Genomic DNA, 15,880 nt, shown 5'->3' on the forward strand with positions numbered 1-15,880 from the left:
TCTTCCATTCTAAAAAACTTTCTAACCAAACTCGACTTCTCCCATGCTATATTAAAAATACTATTATTCACAATATGCAAGGAGAAAACAATAAAAAACAGGCTGCTAATAGCCTGTTATCTTTACACTTCCTCTACTACTCTTTCCCTTCTCTTTTTACTCAAAGCCTTTCTTTCCGAAAATAACAAACTTACTAAAGCACAAATTAAAATAATTGGCACACTTGCTTTATATAAATCTGTAAAACTCATAGCCATCTGATTCTTAGCATAATGATTCACATCATTCGAAAATGCACGTACTTCTTTCTTTATACTTTCCTCTTGTTTTTCAACTTCATTTGTCACTTGATTCATAACTTCTTCTCTTTTTACATCTCTATATTCTACTGGAATTTCTCTTAATACTTCATCCACTTTTTGGTGAATTAATGCATCTTTTTTCTCTTTATTTAACCCTACAAATGTTTTATGTTGATGCTTTTCTACACTTGGTTCTATACTTTGGTTCTCTATTTTTTCTTTTGTTACTTGTAGTATTTCAGCTTGCTGTGAGCTATCCACATGAATATTATGCACTTTTTCTTCTGCATAACGATATACATTCTCTTTATTTACAGCTAAATTGTGCGTTAAGTTAGATACAAATATTGCAACTGCTAATACAATTCCTACTTGCCGCAACATCGAGACAACACTTTGAGAAGCGGTTAATAATTCCCCTTCAAACGAAGAAGCACTTAAAACTGTAATTGGACCTACTACTAAACCATACCCAACACCTAATATCATACATGGAATAATAATTTCTATATTTGTTGAATTAACATCAATCATTTGCAACCAATAATAAGATAAGCCCATAACAAGAAAGCCTGACAAAATAATAGTTACCTTTCCGAGTTTTTTAATTAAAGTTGCTGCAACTGGTGAGACAAAAAATATCATTGCTGAAATAGGTGTCACTAAAAAAGCTGCTTCAATTTCCGTTCGGCCTTGTATTTTCGTCAAGAACGTCGGAAGCAATACAGTAACTCCAATTAAAAATAAATTACTTAATATGATAACGATAGACGCTCCGACAAACATTCGATCTTGAAATAACTTTAAATTCACCATTGGATTATGAATCTTTCGTTCTACTAAAACAAATAGAACAAGAGAAATAGTGCTAATTGCATAACAAGAAAAAGCAATATTACTTTGCCATCCCCATGTATTGCCTTTTACTAATATGAGAGTAAAAGAAAAAATTGCTGTGCTACTTAATAGTAGTCCTACCCAATCTATTTTTGAGATAATACGTTCTTCATTTTTTATTTGCAGCATAACGCAGCATAAAATGATTCCAAGAATACAAATTGGAACATTTACGAAGAACACCCATCTCCAACCGAAATTTTGTGTAATAATTCCACCTATTACTGGTCCCATTGCAGCTGATAGTCCTTGTGTTACCCCTAAAATTGCAAGTGCAACATGCCTCTTTGCTAATGGCATTGCTGATACGCCGATTACCATACTTGTCGGAAATAAAATTGCCGCACCAATACTTTGTATAAAACGAGAAAAGATAAGAAAATCGCCCGTATTAGCAAAAGCACAAAGCACTGATCCACCACCAAAAATTATCAAACCAAGAATATACATCTTTGCTTTCCCAAAAATATCAGCTATCCGTCCTAGTGGAATGGCTAGTACTGCAATCGTCATCGTATAAACATTTAATATCCAAGACATCTTTTCTAATGAAGTATTTACACTCGTTTGTATGGCTGGTAAAGCTATATTCATAATTGTCGTATCAATCATACAAAGAAATATACCTAAGCACATTAAAAAGACAATCTTAATACCCTTTGATTGCTCCATGTTCATCTACCCCTTTATTTATTATGAACGTGTTTTTCATTCTTCCGTTTTATTGTGTTTTTTTACTTCTAGTTGCTCTAGTTTTCTTTTCAACGTCTCTACTTGAGCACTATACGATGCGATACCTACATCTAGTGAAATTTCTTCAACAAAAGTAATACCTTCTCTCCACCTTTCATATTTCAAACGAAGATCCGCAATATATGCTTCTTTCCTTTCAATTTCGTCCGCAATCCATTTTTTTATTGCCTTGTCATCGCTATAATTACCGAAATACATCCTCATTAAAAAATCTGAACGTAAAACATCTTTCTCTACATCTGTTTGCATGTACTGATAAAACTCTTCACGCCCTTCATCTGTAATAAAGTACATTTTCTTATTCGGTTTTCCTTCTTGCATAATAACCTCTTTCTTTATTTTCCCCTCTTTTTCCAACTGTCGTAACGTTGGGTAAATCATTCCAAAACTCCCATCAAAGAAATGAGTAAATACGTCTTCAAACACAATTTTAATATCATAACCAGACATTTCTTTTCCCATTAACAAGCCTAAGACAACATCTCTTCCCTTCAAAATAAAACCTCCATACTGTATATAATCAATAATCATATTAACATTGTTAATATGATTATTGATTATATACCTCATTCCGTTAATTGTAAAATGTTTCTAAATAAAAACACCCTGTAAGTTTATTATCTAAAATTACAGGGTGGCTCTACTTTATATTTCATATACAAACTTTGTACTATTTTACAACTTCATCTTGATTAGCTTCAAAACCTTCCGCCTTACCCTCTTTCATCTCATAATAATACGAAGGTAATTCTATATTATGTTCTACAAGGTAATCCTCAATTAATGAAATAATCACTTTCAACGTTTTCAATCGAGCGTATAATTTATCGTTACTTGCGATAATTTCCCATTTCGCATTTAGCTTATTTGTTTTTTCAAACATGTCTTCCATTGCTTCAACATACTCGTCCCACTTTTCACGGTTACGCCAATCTTCGTCTGTAATTTTCCATCTTTTTAAAGGATTGTTCTCTCTATCTTTAAACCTCTTTAATTGTTCATCTTTACTAATATGATAGAAAAACTTCCCGATTATATAATGATCATCTGTTAATAGTTTTTCAAAATCATTAATCTCATCATACGCTCTCGTCCACTCTTCCTTTGTAGCAAAGCCTTCAACACGCTCAACTAACACACGGCCGTACCATGAGCGATCAAAAATAGTAATTTGCCCATACTGAGGTAGTTTCCGCCAGAAACGTTGCAAGTAATGGTACCGTTTTTCATGAGGTGCTGGTGCTCCGATTGGATTTACTTGAAACCCGCGCGGATCAAGATGTTCCGTCACTCGCTTAATCGCTCCGCCTTTTCCAGCCGCATCCCAGCCTTCCATAACGAGCATAACTGCGATTTTTTCTTCTTTTACAATTTGCTGTAGCGCTAATAAACGTCTTTGGTATTTTTCAAGTTTCTTATTATACTTAGATTTCGATTCTATTCTTTTCATTAAATCTACTTTAGCAAGATATCCATTTTCCATAAAACAAATCCCCCTTGTTGTATGACAATGTTATTTTAACATATTATTGGAAAATTTTTCACATTAGAAAAAACTGTGTAGAAAAATCTCTACACAGCTTCCTTCTCTAATTGCACATCTACTTCAATATTCTCATTTTTATTTTTCACAGCTTTCATAAAGAATACAGCAGTTACTATAACCGTAATAACTGTACCTACAATATAAGATGTGTTTAACGGAATGTTAAAACCAATTTTTGCATTTAAAATGTAAATTACAGTCATGAGTGTCACGGGAATTAAGAAAACAACATATAGTTTTCCTTTTATAAATAAATACATCGTTCCAATCCATAACGCAATTGCTGCAGGCAATTGGTTAGCCCAAGAGAAATATATCCATCTTATTCACAAAGAGAGACTATATTTTTTACAATTGAATTATGGTATACCTTCTCAAAAAAAGAAGATAATAACAAATAAATTCGTTACAGAATGGGAGTACTTTAAAGATGAAACGAAAAATACTTTCTCTCTTTACACTAGTCTGTTTAGCACTACCAATACAAGCTAGTGCATACACATTTCACTCACTACCAATTGAATCAAAGTCTAAACAGTGGTATATCGAAATTGATAAATCTCATAGCGCAAACAAGCAAGCAGTGCAGCCAAAACAGGGTGTATACGATACATATCGCTTACTCGTAAAAAACATCGGTAATGACGTTTCAAATGTATCAGTGGAAATACTTGATAACACTCCTACCTCTAAAGCTACTTTTAACCCTACTACATTACATAACAACGTTTCAAAAAGTCAAACAAGCTTTGACTACATCGTATTCCCTTTAGACTTTAATAGCCATAATTTTAAAGTCGTCATTACTTGGGAAGAAAAAAATTTCTCATACAACGGTCATCCGGTAAATGAGGGGGAACAAATGAAACAAACATTTGTGTTTAATGAAGAATAAGCCCTAATTTGATTAGGGCTTATTCTTCATTTACAAAACCAGATTGAATCGCTTCCGTCACTTCTTCTGTGATTTCTAGTTCTGTTGCTTCCGTACTAATTTTCTTGTCCCAAATATGTACGGAAGGCTTTTCGTTACAAAGATGTTTTATTAATACTAGTTGGTTATATGTTAGCTTATTTTCTCTATGGGTGGCGATATAGACTGTGAAATTTTTGCTTCAAAGACCTTTTCTTGCAAAATATATTTGTTGGCCAACTCCTTTACTACTATATCTTTCAAGTTTTCAATAATCATATAAGTCGTTCCCCCTTCCCTTATATCATCAATCAAATCGTCGAATACTTGTTACACATAACGCTATTCCAATTGTTACAAGTACTAAAATAGCTAGTGTTATAATCGTTATCTCGCCACCTATGACAGTAGCTAACCAGCCTACAACCACATAACCTAGTGGTAATAAAGCAAATGAACCTAACATATCAAGGCTTGCCACTCTTCCAAATGCTTCTTCTGGCACAAGCTCTTGTAAACTTGTTTCCCAAATGAGTCCAAATATCATCATACCAAATCCTTCAATTGCCATTAATCCAATTAAAGCAGGTGCCCAAGTAATAAACGGCATTATTAAAAGCGCACAACCACTTATTAAAACACCACCATAGGCAAGTAATCCCCGCTTACGCCACCGCTCCTTCCCACCAAAAATAAGTGCGGCAATTACAGCTCCAACACCAGAGGATGCCATTCCTAATCCATACACGTAAGCTTCAAAATGATGATGAACATTAAATAACCATGGAATTAATACGACGATAATGCCGGCATAACAAATGTTTACGAAAGAAAAAACCAAAATTGTAATCCATAGCCACGGATGACTTTTTAACACTAAAATACCTTCCATAAACTCTTGTTTGTAATCGACCTTTCTCTTTTCAATGGGTTTTACTTTTTTAAACTTTATTTCACTTAAAAATAATAAACAAAAAAATGATAACAAATACGTTACCGCATCTAATCCAAACCCTATTCCAGCAGATGCAACTGATACGATTAATCCTCCAAGTGCCGGTCCAATTAATCGAATACCTTGATTACTCATTTGTGTTAATGCATTAGCTGCGTTTCGAATTTCTGGTACAAATACTTTTGCTCTTACAGCTGAATACGCTGGCTGAAATATGCCTTCCATAAGTCCGTAAAAGGCAACGAGTACATATAAAATTGTAATTGTTAATAAATCCATCAATATAAGCGATGCAAGTAATAGCATCAATATACAGCGGATTATGTCTGTAAATAACATTAATTTTACTCGGTCAATTCGATCTACAACTAAACCTGCAAACGGTAAAGCAAGAATATTTGGTAGCATGTACATTGCCATTGTCATCCCCATAACAACTGTTGAACCCGTTAACGAATACACAACGACTGGTAAAATTACCATCGTTATAGAACTCCCTAAAGTTGAAAGCAATTGTCCAATCCACAAAAACTTAAAATGCCGTGATACTCTAACTGGCAACAATAATTTACCAACATACCCCAAAGCTTTTTCTCTTTGTACTTCCCCTTGCATTTCTCTCTCCTCTTTTCAAATGATTATAGACTTTATAATACATCACTAAAAATTCCTAATATTCTTTTTTAATTATATAAGAAACCATTATGTTATGGTAAAATTATCAAAATAAATATAAAGGAGAATACATTGTTATGCCTCAAAATTCTCATAACATCGAGCACCGCATCTATACAATGTGTATGATCCAACGAAATAATGAAGTTTTACTTATAAAACGCCCCGATCATCGAGGTTTTCCTGGCTACATCGCTCCTGGCGGAAAAGTAGATTTCCCAGAAAGTATTGTGCAAGCTGCTAAACGAGAAGTAAAAGAAGAAACTGGATTACTTGTTTCAAATTTAACTTTTAAAGGATTAGATGAATACGTAAATCCGAAAGAAAATGTTCGATATATGGTATTTAACTATTGGACAGATTCATTTGAAGGTGAACTCCTTTTGAATCCTCCTGAAGGCGAATTATTATGGGTAGCAATCGATACAGCACTAAATCTTCCTATGCAAAATTGGTTTAAAGAGAGATTCCCATTATTTTTTGAAAAAGGTACGTTTGAAATTCAACGTGTTTGGGACCGAGACTTAGATAAACAAGTTGCTATGACAATTACGCATACGTAAAAAAGGCTTGGTATCTCTCCAAGCTTTTTTTACTTTCCTTCTATTTTCTTAATCTCATAATCAATTTCTAAAAACTTAACTCCAAATATCCACATTCTATGGTTAGCTTCTAATATGTGATTCGTGTTCTCCTTTATAATAAAAGTCTCTGCTAACGGTAAACGAATTGTAAAGAAACGAGTATGTAAATAAATCCCCTCATCTCCTTTACCGTTTCTTCTCAGCTTACTAGTAATGATTAAATCATTACTCTTATTACATAATTTTAAAACTCCAAGCAGTCGCCCAGCCTAATAACGGACGAAACATATAAAAATCTATTACATTCCCTATACGACCAAACCTCGTATCATAATCATATTGCGTCTCAAAATGAATGTGTTCTTTACGCGGTGTATACTTCCAATAACCACGCCCTATTTGAATAAGTGATAATTTATTATCCGTCCAAAATTTTAAAGAAGAAATCCGTTCTCCCGTTTCTTTTCTTATTTCACCTATCGATTCTCCTTCCCCAGCTATTTCAAGTCCAAATCCGATCTTTGTTTTATATAAAAACTTCTGCGGTTCTCCTTCTTTTTTCTCTAAATATGAAATTTCAGTAAAGCGAGCATCCCATTCTGTATGTATATGTGGTTCTTGCGTGTATTCCCATAATTTCTCCATTGTTGTGTTCATTTCTGCCGAAACATAAATAGGCTTTTTCCCCTTCATTCTTCCACCTCCAATGCGCTATAATTTTAATGTACATGCTATGAATTTATTTTGCTACAGTTTTCACAAACTCCTCCAAGAGAAGAAAGAATTTTTAAAATTTATACAAAACACTTGATTCCCCGAAAAATTTAAATTATTATAAAACAAATGTTACCAACAACTTCATAAATCAAACACTCTCGCCTAAAACGTGAGATAGAGGTTGCGATACTTATGATTATTCTAATGGAGACACAGAGATGTCTATGAAATTAGATGAAAGGAAGTATTGCCGAAATCGATATATTTCTCTGCATTTATCGATTGGGGCTGTTTTCGAATAGAAACAGAACTGTCATATGTACAGCAGTGTATGTATGAAGAGCTATCTACAAAAAAGAGATATCATTTTTATGGTATTCCTTTTTTGGCGGTTTTTTTATTAGCTCCGTTTTCTGTTTCCCTTTTCCTGTAACAGCACCATCCTCACTTATTTGAGATGGTGTTTTTTGTTTTTCTCTGGTAACTACAGGAATATTGGGATTTATATATGTCCTAATCTATTCTTAAAAATGGATGAAAGAAGGAATTCGTAATGGAAACGATTGTACAAAAATTTGGTGGCACTTCTGTTGGAAGCGTTGAGCGCATTCAACATGTAGCAAATTTAATTATTGAAGAATATGAACGAGGACATAGCATCGTCTCTGTCGTTTCAGCAATGGGAAAAAGCACAGATGAACTCGTAGCACTTGCTAACGCGATTTCAGAAAATCCGAGTAAACGCGAAATGGATATGCTTCTATCAACAGGAGAGCAAGTGACTATTTCATTATTAACGATGGCACTACAAGCAAAAGGTTATAACGCGATTTCATTAACTGGATGGCAAGCTGGTATTACGACAGAATCTGTACATAATAGTGCACGGATTACTGAAATTCATACAGATCGAATTCAGTCTTATCTTACTGAAGGCACGATTGTTATTGTAGCTGGCTTCCAAGGAATGAGTGAAAACCATGAAATTACAACGCTTGGCCGCGGTGGTTCTGATACAACTGCTGTTGCATTAGCCGCTGCACTGAAAGCAAAAAAATGTGATATTTACACGGATGTGACCGGTGTATATACAACGGACCCACGAGTTGTAAAAGATGCTTATAAATTAGATGAAATTTCTTATGACGAAATGCTAGAACTAGCAAACCTCGGTGCTGGTGTATTACACCCGCGTGCTGTTGAGTTTGCTAAAAATCATAATGTCATGTTAGAAGTTCGCTCAAGTATGGAACAAGAAAACGGAACAATTGTAAAAGGAGAATATAACATGGAACAACAATCAATCGTTAAAGGTATTGCATTTGAAGATAATATTACACGCGTCACAATGAAAGGATTGGAACAAGGTGCACTTTCAACAGTTTTCTCTACATTAGCAGCGGCACATATTAATGTAGATATCATCATTCAAAGTATTACAAATGAAGGAACTGTTCACCTCTCCTTCTCAATCCATTCTAATGATTTAGAAGAAACATTAGAGGTATTGGAACAGAATCAAGAAACACTTCACTATGAATCTGTAGAATATGAAAATCATTTAGCAAAAGTATCCATTGTAGGATCGGGTATGGTCTCTAATCCTGGTGTTGCTGCAAATATGTTCACTACTTTAAAAGAAGAAGATATTCATATTAAAATGGTAAGTACATCAGAAATTAAAGTGTCTGTCGTTATTGACCGCCTTCATTTAGTAACAGGTGTCGAGGCACTGCATCAATCATTTATGGCGAAAATTGAGCCTTTAGTGCAGATGAGTTAATTTCCACCGGTAAAACTTTAAAAAATATATGAATCTATTTCCTTCCTATATCAATAGAAACAGGGTAGGACTGTTTTGTGGGAAAGTCGAAGTTATTCTATCGAATAGCAATTACAGTATCAAATTCTTGAAATGATAGCATTCACGAAATAAAGTTCTCGCATATTTCAATAGTAAAGGGTTTACGAAGTGTTATTCGTTAACAAGATTTTATACACTATGCCCGAAAACACCTTGTCACATTTTCCTACACTGTAACAAGGTGTTTTTTGTTTAGAAGAGATTTTAGTATAATTATGAGGATAATTAAATAATAAATTTATACATATAAGGAGATAAAGACTATGACAAACAACAGATTATTACGAATGGACAATGTCAGCATCGTTGTAGAATCTCTTGATAACGCAATCTCTTTCTTCGAAGAGATTGGATTAAAACTCGAAGGGCGAGCTACTGTCGAAGGTGAATGGGCTGGGCGCGTAACCGGACTCGGTTCTCAGTGCGTGGAGATTGCTATGATGGTTACGCCAGATGGCCATAGCCGAATTGAACTTTCACGCTTTCTCACCCCACCTACTATAGCAGATCACCGGACAGCTCCTGTAAATGCCCTCGGTTATTTGCGCGTCATGTTCACCGTTGAAGACATTGATGAATTGGTATCCAGACTTACTAAGAAGCATGGTGCTCAGCTCGTTGGTGAAGTAGTTCAGTACGAGGACTCGTATCGACTCTGCTACATTCGTGGAACCGAAGGAATTTTAATCGGTTTAGCGGAAGAACTCGGTAACAAATAAGGAATGTTTTACTGAATTAAAAATATTTGAAAGATATTCTTTCTTAATAAAGCTTAGATTTTCAACCCCGTCCTAACTTTAGAACGGGGTTATGCTTGTTTGTTTTTTTAACATACTATCAACATCCTAAAATTATTATAAAACAATTCATTTACTCGTTATACTCTTTCCTAGGAAATATAACTGACTCTTCTCAATTCTTATCATATATATCTTTTCTTTTGAAAAACGATCTGAACTCATTCAACATAACTTTCTTTACATCAGAGTAAAAAACCATCATGAATAGTGCTATCCCTAATAATATCTCTTGCATTCCTTCATAATCAACAAAAGCACTCACAATTAGCAAACCAAATCCAATGTAGAAACCAAATTCATTCTCTTTCTCAAAATCTTCATCTTCATCAATATGTATTTTCTCTTTAAAGCTTTGGTTTCCTTTTATTAATTCATCTAACGTGACATTATACATTTCGCTAAGCAAAATTAAATTATCAATATCCGGACAGCTTTTATCATGTTCCCACTTATACACAGCTTGCCTTGTCACACCAATTTTCTTAGCAACATCTTCCTGTGAAAATCCTTGTGACTCTCGTAATCTTTTAAGTTGTTCTCCTAAGCTCATAACGTCCCCTCCTTTAACAAATTATTACATAAAAGGATCAAAAAAAGAAAGAAACCATTAGTAAAACCCACTGTAAACCACTCGTTTACACTATAAAAAAGAGAGAATAACTCTTTGAGCTATCCTCTCTCTTCTATTAAAACAGATGAATGTTTTCTTTCTTGCAAGCTGCACGTAAATCGTCAGGCCATACAGAAGATTGAACTTCACCAATATGTGCTTTACGTAAGAAGTACATGCACATTCTTGATTGTCCAATACCACCGCCAATTGTTAACGGTAGTACGTCTTCTAAAATACCTTTATGGAAATCGTACTCACGTTTGAAGTCTTCACCTGTTTTCGTTAACTGCTCATCAAGTGATTTACTATCAACACGAATTCCCATTGATGATAATTCGAATGAAGATTGTAATACTGGGTGCCAGAATAAAATGTCACCGTTTAATTTCCAATCATCATAATCAGCTGCGCGTCCATCATGCTTTTCACCTGAACGAAGTGCATCACCAATTCCGATAATAAAGACTGCACCGTGTTCTTTTGCAATTGCGTGTTCACGATCTTTCGGTGTTAATTCTGGATATTTATCTTCGAGTTCTTGGGAAGTGATGAAAACAACTTCTTCTGGTAAATACTTTCCAAGGAACGGATACTTTTCAAATAAGTGGTCTTCTAAATCTTTGAATATTCCATAAATTGTTCGTACTGTTTCTTGCAAGTAATCTACAGTACGCCATTCTTTTTGAACGATTTTTTCCCAATCCCATTGGTCAACGTAAATGGAATGTGTTGCATCAAGTTCTTCATCACGACGAATCGCGTTCATGTTTGTATATAAACCTTCACCAGCTTCATATCCATATTCATGTAATGCGAACCTTTTCCACTTCGCTAGTGAATGAACAATTTCTAATTCTTCTCCTGAATGTAACATATCAAATTCGATTGGACGTTCTACACCGTTTAGGTGATCGTTTAATCCTGATTTTTTCGTTACGAATAATGGTGCAGATACGCGGAATAGTTCAAGGCGTTTTGCTAATTGATCCTCGAAAAATGTTTTAACTTCCTTAATTGCGATTTGAGTCTCTCTTACTGTCATTAATGATTGATACATGGTGGTTTCCTCCTAAAATGTTTGGATGTTGTGAAAAGAAGCCAACAAAAAAAGCCCTTCTTTCCCAAAAAACTGGGACGAAAGACTTTGGTTCCGCGGTACCACCCAAATTAGCAACAGAGGTTGCTCACTTATACAATACGGAGATGAAATATCTCGATACTGTTCTTCTTGTAACGGCGAAGTTCCCGGCTAAGTCTACTTTCCTGTAAAGGATTTCGGTTAGCAACTCCAGGAGGTTCTTCATAATAGGCTTCGTATCAGGCTCACACCACCCCTGACTCGCTTAGACTACATCCTACTACTACTCGTCCTTTCATAGTCGTTTTGTTGTCACATCTCTGAAACATTTTATTAATGATTATTCTATACAAAAAATAAAGAAAGTCAACAAAAATTTAAAAATATTTTTCAATTCTTTATTTTACGGCTTTATTGATTGTTTTCAATATAACGTCTTCACTTCTTTTGTCTTGTCAATCCAAAAAACGTTTCACTAACCGAAACTAACATATACACAACAAGTAATGTAATCGTTCGAAATATAGAATCCGCAGTATTTCGTATTATTTTCATTTTCTTTGTAATTCCTTTCAGTTTACTTGCAAATTCGTGTTATACTATAGCATTCAAGCAGTTTATTTTTACTTAAAGCAATCATAGTCATTTATAAAGAGTATGTTCTAAATCATTGACTATTATCAAATAAGATTTTTATATAACGGAGTGATCATATGAGTAAAACGAAAGCAAAACCGAAAAAAGGTGTAGGGCAAGGTACAGGAAGTAAAGGATGGAATCGTTGGCAATCAAGTGCAAAGAAAAAGGCAGCTGCCAAGCCATATAAAAGTAAAGGGACTAAAAAATAAATTCTGTATTATCTCTTTACTTTGTTCAAAACAAATTATAATTATTACACTAAAAAAGCTATGCTCTCATACATGTGAAAGCATAGCTTTTTATATTAAATCATTAAAATATCTCGTATTTCTTCCTCCGTGATTGATGATAATTTCTCTTCTCCCGGCTCAATCACTTCAGCGATTAAATTTTTCTTACTCTCTTGCAGTTCATGCATTTTTTCCTCAATTGTTCCGTGGGCTACTAATTTTATAACTTGTACTGTATTTTTTTGTCCCATTCGATATGCTCTATCAGCTGCTTGTTGTTCAACAGCTGGATTCCACCATAAATCGTATAATATAACTGTATCGGCACCCGTTAAGTTAAGACCCGTACCACCAGCTTTTAAAGAAATGAGAAATAGATCCCCTTCCCCCTCGTTAAACCGATTACATAGCTCTACACGTTCTTGTGATGGTGTACTCCCGTCTAAATAAAAGTATGGAATCGCTTGACGATTTAACTCACGACCAATAATAGACAGCATCTTCGTAAATTGAGAAAAGATTAAAATTCTCTTACCAGTACTTCTGCATTCCTCTAGTATCTCTAGTAGTTGTTCAAATTTAGCTGAACTACCCTTATAATCATCAACGAATAAAGCCGGATGATTACAAATTTGTCGCAATCTCGTTAAGCCAGCTAAAATTCTAATTTTATTTTTACGTAACGTATCTTTATCTAAATGTTTTAACGTTTCTTCCCTTAATTTCGCTAAATAAGCGGCATAAAGTCTCTTTTGATCTGGTAATAACTCCGATGACTGTAAGTGCTCTATTTTATCTGGAAGCTCCTGTAATACGTCTTCTTTTAATCGTCTTAATACGAAAGGTTTTACGCGTTTCGCTATATCTTCGCGCCTTAAATCACCGAATTCTTTTCTTCCTGGTAATAATTCCGGAAATACGACATGGAAGATAGACCATAGCTCTTCTAATGAATTTTCTACAGGCGTTCCCGTTAGCCCGAAACGGTATTCAGCTTGAATTGTTTTCACTGCTTTTGCAGTTTGGGTTGTAGGATTTTTAAACGCCTGTGCTTCATCAAGAAACAGTGTATGAAACGGCCTCGTATACGATCTTATATCTCTTCTCAGTAATGGATATGACGTAATTACGACATCAAATTCCACTATGTCTTTTAATATTTTTCGCCGCTCTGTTTGATTTCCATCTGCAATAACAGCTCTAATATGCGGGGCGAATTTTTTCAATTCACTAAACCAATTGTAAACGAGAGAGGACGGTGAAACGACCAATATAGGTAGTTTCTTTTCTCGAATTTCAGGCAACACAGAATCTATGTAAGCAATACTTTGCAGCGTTTTTCCAAGTCCCATATCATCTGCTAAAATACCGCCAAAACGGTAATAGGCGAGTGTTTTCATCCACTCAAATCCGTATACTTGATACTCTCTCATTACAGCATTTAAAGTTTGCGGCACTGTAAACTTTAATTTTTTCGGATTTTGAATGCTTTCTACTAAATCTTGAACAGACTCATCTAAACTTAAAACATTACCTTCGTGAAGTCCGTTCATCCATTTTACACTCCGGATAAGCGGAACGTTCACTTCTTCTCCGTGTAAAAACTCTTTCCGAATACCCGATTCTTTTACAAACTGATTAATTTCATTAAATTCTTTGCTCTCTAGTGATAATAAAGAACCATTCGCTAATCGGTAATATTTGCGTTTCTCTTCAAGCGCCACTAATACACCTTTAATTTCTGCTTCCGGTATTCCTTTTATATCAAAACGAAATGATAACCAATCAATTCTTTCTTTTCTTCTCACTCTAATAAGTGGTGCTGTATCCCCTTTATGAATACGTAATTTAATTGCTGTCGTCGCATAAATATCAACTAAACCTTTTAACGACGGAACGACGTGATATAAAAAGTTATACTCAGCCTCTTCATTATGCATAAAGTAACCACCTTCTGTTTTCGCGAAGGCACTTTCACTCATAATGTCTAAAATCTCTTTTTCCTTTTTCTCATCACGATTAAAAACAGACGGCTGTCCGTCTTCTTCTAACGGATTGATCATGACGTTTCCATAATGAAATTCAAGACCTGCTAACAAACGATTTTTCACTCGATCTAAATACAGTTTTGCTTTTAGCGACGGCGTTTCAACACGATCTGATATTACTTCATCAATTCGTACCGTTCCCAGTTTCATTAATCCTGGCACAACTTTCGCTACAAAATGTTCCATCTTACTTTCAGGAATATAAAACTGATTGCTATTTGAGCGACTCATCATCTTTTGCAATTCAATAAGTCGCATACAATCTTCCATAGGTAAATGATATAATTTCCCATCGTAAAGAGCGTTGTTATACATTTCCATCACTTGAACACGATTTAGGCCGTCTATATGAAGTGTGAATCCACCATTATTTCCTTTCGTAAACTCAAAATGTAATGGCAATAAACCGTTTGAAATTTGTAAGCCCTGAAACTGTTGTTTATTTTGTTTCAGCTGTACATACGCAACTTTAGAAAGTGAAGAGAGCATATCTTTCCACGAAGCTGGCGGTATGAATATCATACTTTCATCTTGTTTCGAATGTACTTCTAACGCATCTTCATACATTTTTTCATTATGATACATTTTAATAAGCTGCTGAATAACCGCATCTGTTTCCTGCCTGAAGCTATGTACATCTGGTGTGTATGTAAATTCATTAGAACAATGAAAAGTCTCTCTCTTCTCTACTTTAGAAAGAAATTCTCTAATATGATTTATAAAATATGTTTTCGCAAGTTTTAACTGAATTCCAAGAAGGGCCCCACCACTTTTCGTCGCTACTGGTGAACATATAAACGCAATATCTAATATTTCACGTGTATCAAAACGGTGTTGTTTACTTTTTGGCCTCAGTGGTTTTTCTGCAAACAACTGAAACATTCCGCTCGTTAATTGATCATTTCCACTCATATTTTCGGACATGCCGCCCGTTTGCTGGTTATAATTTATTTGTATTAGTACGGCTGCAACATGTTGACAATACGTTTGAAAAGACGCTAATGAAGGACAACTACATCTCGCAACTACATCACCTTTTTTAGCTTTTTCTACTGTAACATGAAAATCCTCATTCCCTTTTACCGTCGCTTCACAAATTTCTTTCGTTTCATCATAATGATTCACGATTACTTTATTTGCTTTATAATAAGCTTCGCCTCTTTTATATGAGGTCTCTCCGCATACTTCTTTTATAATCGATTTATTTAATGTAAAACTCATTGTTTTGACACTTCCTTAATGTAAAACCATTTTCTCTTACTTAAC

Annotated in this window: 12 protein-coding genes, 4 pseudogenes, 1 riboswitch and 1 other annotated feature; of the genes and pseudogenes, 5 read left to right on the top strand and 11 right to left on the bottom strand. The window is 34.6% G+C overall.

Annotated features, from left to right (window positions below; all coding sequences use genetic code 11):
* Positions 1-122: 122 nt before the first annotated feature.
* The 4 genes and pseudogenes from ACLBWW_RS06245 to ACLBWW_RS06260 all read right to left on the bottom strand — a co-directional run.
* Complete coding sequence (locus ACLBWW_RS06245) at positions 123-1,871, bottom strand: MFS transporter (RefSeq protein WP_098131890.1); 1,749 nt, start codon at positions 1,869-1,871, stop codon at positions 123-125.
* Positions 1,872-1,907: 36 nt separating this feature from the next.
* Positions 1,908-2,447, bottom strand: a complete 540-nt coding sequence (locus ACLBWW_RS06250; protein WP_098131891.1) for a PadR family transcriptional regulator — start codon at positions 2,445-2,447, stop codon at positions 1,908-1,910.
* Positions 2,448-2,622: 175 nt separating this feature from the next.
* Positions 2,623-3,435, bottom strand: a complete 813-nt coding sequence (locus tag ACLBWW_RS06255; protein WP_447613944.1) for a polyphosphate kinase 2 family protein — start codon at positions 3,433-3,435, stop codon at positions 2,623-2,625.
* An 89-nt stretch (positions 3,436-3,524) separates the two neighbouring features.
* Positions 3,525-3,818 (bottom strand): annotated as a pseudogene (locus ACLBWW_RS06260) (carbon starvation CstA family protein); the annotation flags it as partial.
* Positions 3,819-3,928: 110 nt separating this feature from the next.
* Between ACLBWW_RS06260 and ACLBWW_RS06265 the strand changes: the two are divergent.
* Positions 3,929-4,393, top strand: a complete 465-nt coding sequence (locus ACLBWW_RS06265) for a hypothetical protein (protein ID WP_048543308.1) — start codon at positions 3,929-3,931, stop codon at positions 4,391-4,393.
* A gap of 19 nt (positions 4,394-4,412) precedes the next feature.
* On the opposite strand, the pseudogene ACLBWW_RS06270 reads toward ACLBWW_RS06265, so the two are convergent.
* Together ACLBWW_RS06270 and ACLBWW_RS06275 are read right to left on the bottom strand one after the other, a co-directional pair.
* Positions 4,413-4,690: pseudogene (locus ACLBWW_RS06270) on the bottom strand (hypothetical protein).
* Between the two features lie 28 nt (positions 4,691-4,718).
* A complete protein-coding gene (locus tag ACLBWW_RS06275) occupies positions 4,719-5,981 on the bottom strand; it encodes an MFS transporter (protein ID WP_048543309.1) in 1,263 nt (420 codons plus the stop codon).
* 137 nt (positions 5,982-6,118) lie between these two features.
* Here ACLBWW_RS06275 and ACLBWW_RS06280 point away from each other — a divergent pair, with 137 nt between their 5' ends.
* Positions 6,119-6,604: an 8-oxo-dGTP diphosphatase gene (locus tag ACLBWW_RS06280; protein WP_001136059.1), complete on the top strand. Its 486-nt coding sequence runs from the start codon at positions 6,119-6,121 to the stop codon at positions 6,602-6,604.
* A gap of 29 nt (positions 6,605-6,633) precedes the next feature.
* Here the strand turns inward: ACLBWW_RS06280 and ACLBWW_RS06285 are convergent.
* Positions 6,634-6,885 (bottom strand): annotated as a pseudogene (locus tag ACLBWW_RS06285) (YndJ family protein); the annotation flags it as partial.
* Positions 6,872-7,318, bottom strand: a pseudogene (locus ACLBWW_RS06290) (hypothetical protein); the annotation flags it as partial. The pseudogenes ACLBWW_RS06285 and ACLBWW_RS06290, both read right to left, overlap by 14 nt.
* A gap of 191 nt (positions 7,319-7,509) precedes the next feature.
* A riboswitch (Lysine riboswitch) is annotated at positions 7,510-7,696 on the top strand.
* Positions 7,697-7,895: 199 nt separating this feature from the next.
* Between ACLBWW_RS06290 and ACLBWW_RS06295 the strand changes: the two are divergent.
* A complete protein-coding gene (locus tag ACLBWW_RS06295) occupies positions 7,896-9,125 on the top strand; it encodes an aspartate kinase (protein ID WP_048543311.1) in 1,230 nt (409 codons plus the stop codon).
* Between the two features lie 344 nt (positions 9,126-9,469).
* Positions 9,470-9,925, top strand: a complete 456-nt coding sequence (locus tag ACLBWW_RS06300; RefSeq protein ID WP_048543312.1) for a VOC family protein — start codon at positions 9,470-9,472, stop codon at positions 9,923-9,925.
* 193 nt (positions 9,926-10,118) lie between these two features.
* On the opposite strand, the gene ACLBWW_RS06305 is transcribed toward ACLBWW_RS06300, so the two are convergent.
* Together ACLBWW_RS06305 and asnA are read right to left on the bottom strand one after the other, a co-directional pair.
* Positions 10,119-10,556, bottom strand: a complete 438-nt coding sequence (locus ACLBWW_RS06305) for a helix-turn-helix domain-containing protein (protein WP_048543313.1) — start codon at positions 10,554-10,556, stop codon at positions 10,119-10,121.
* Between the two features lie 136 nt (positions 10,557-10,692).
* Positions 10,693-11,676: an aspartate--ammonia ligase gene (gene asnA / locus ACLBWW_RS06310; RefSeq protein WP_048543314.1), complete on the bottom strand. Its 984-nt coding sequence runs from the start codon at positions 11,674-11,676 to the stop codon at positions 10,693-10,695.
* Between the two features lie 70 nt (positions 11,677-11,746).
* Positions 11,747-12,005, bottom strand: a binding site (T-box leader).
* A gap of 405 nt (positions 12,006-12,410) precedes the next feature.
* On the opposite strand from asnA, the gene ACLBWW_RS06315 reads away from it, so the two are divergent.
* Positions 12,411-12,545 carry a DUF3934 domain-containing protein gene (locus tag ACLBWW_RS06315; protein WP_000047588.1) on the top strand — a complete coding sequence of 45 codons (135 nt, stop codon included), beginning with the start codon at positions 12,411-12,413 and terminating at the stop codon, positions 12,543-12,545.
* A 95-nt stretch (positions 12,546-12,640) separates the two neighbouring features.
* Here the strand turns inward: ACLBWW_RS06315 and ACLBWW_RS06320 are convergent, their stop codons facing one another.
* A complete protein-coding gene (locus ACLBWW_RS06320; protein WP_048543315.1) occupies positions 12,641-15,835 on the bottom strand; it encodes a DEAD/DEAH box helicase in 3,195 nt (1,064 codons plus the stop codon).
* Between the last annotated feature and the right edge of the window lie 45 nt (positions 15,836-15,880).

This window comes from Bacillus sp. M5A3_1b (genome assembly GCF_053345335.1).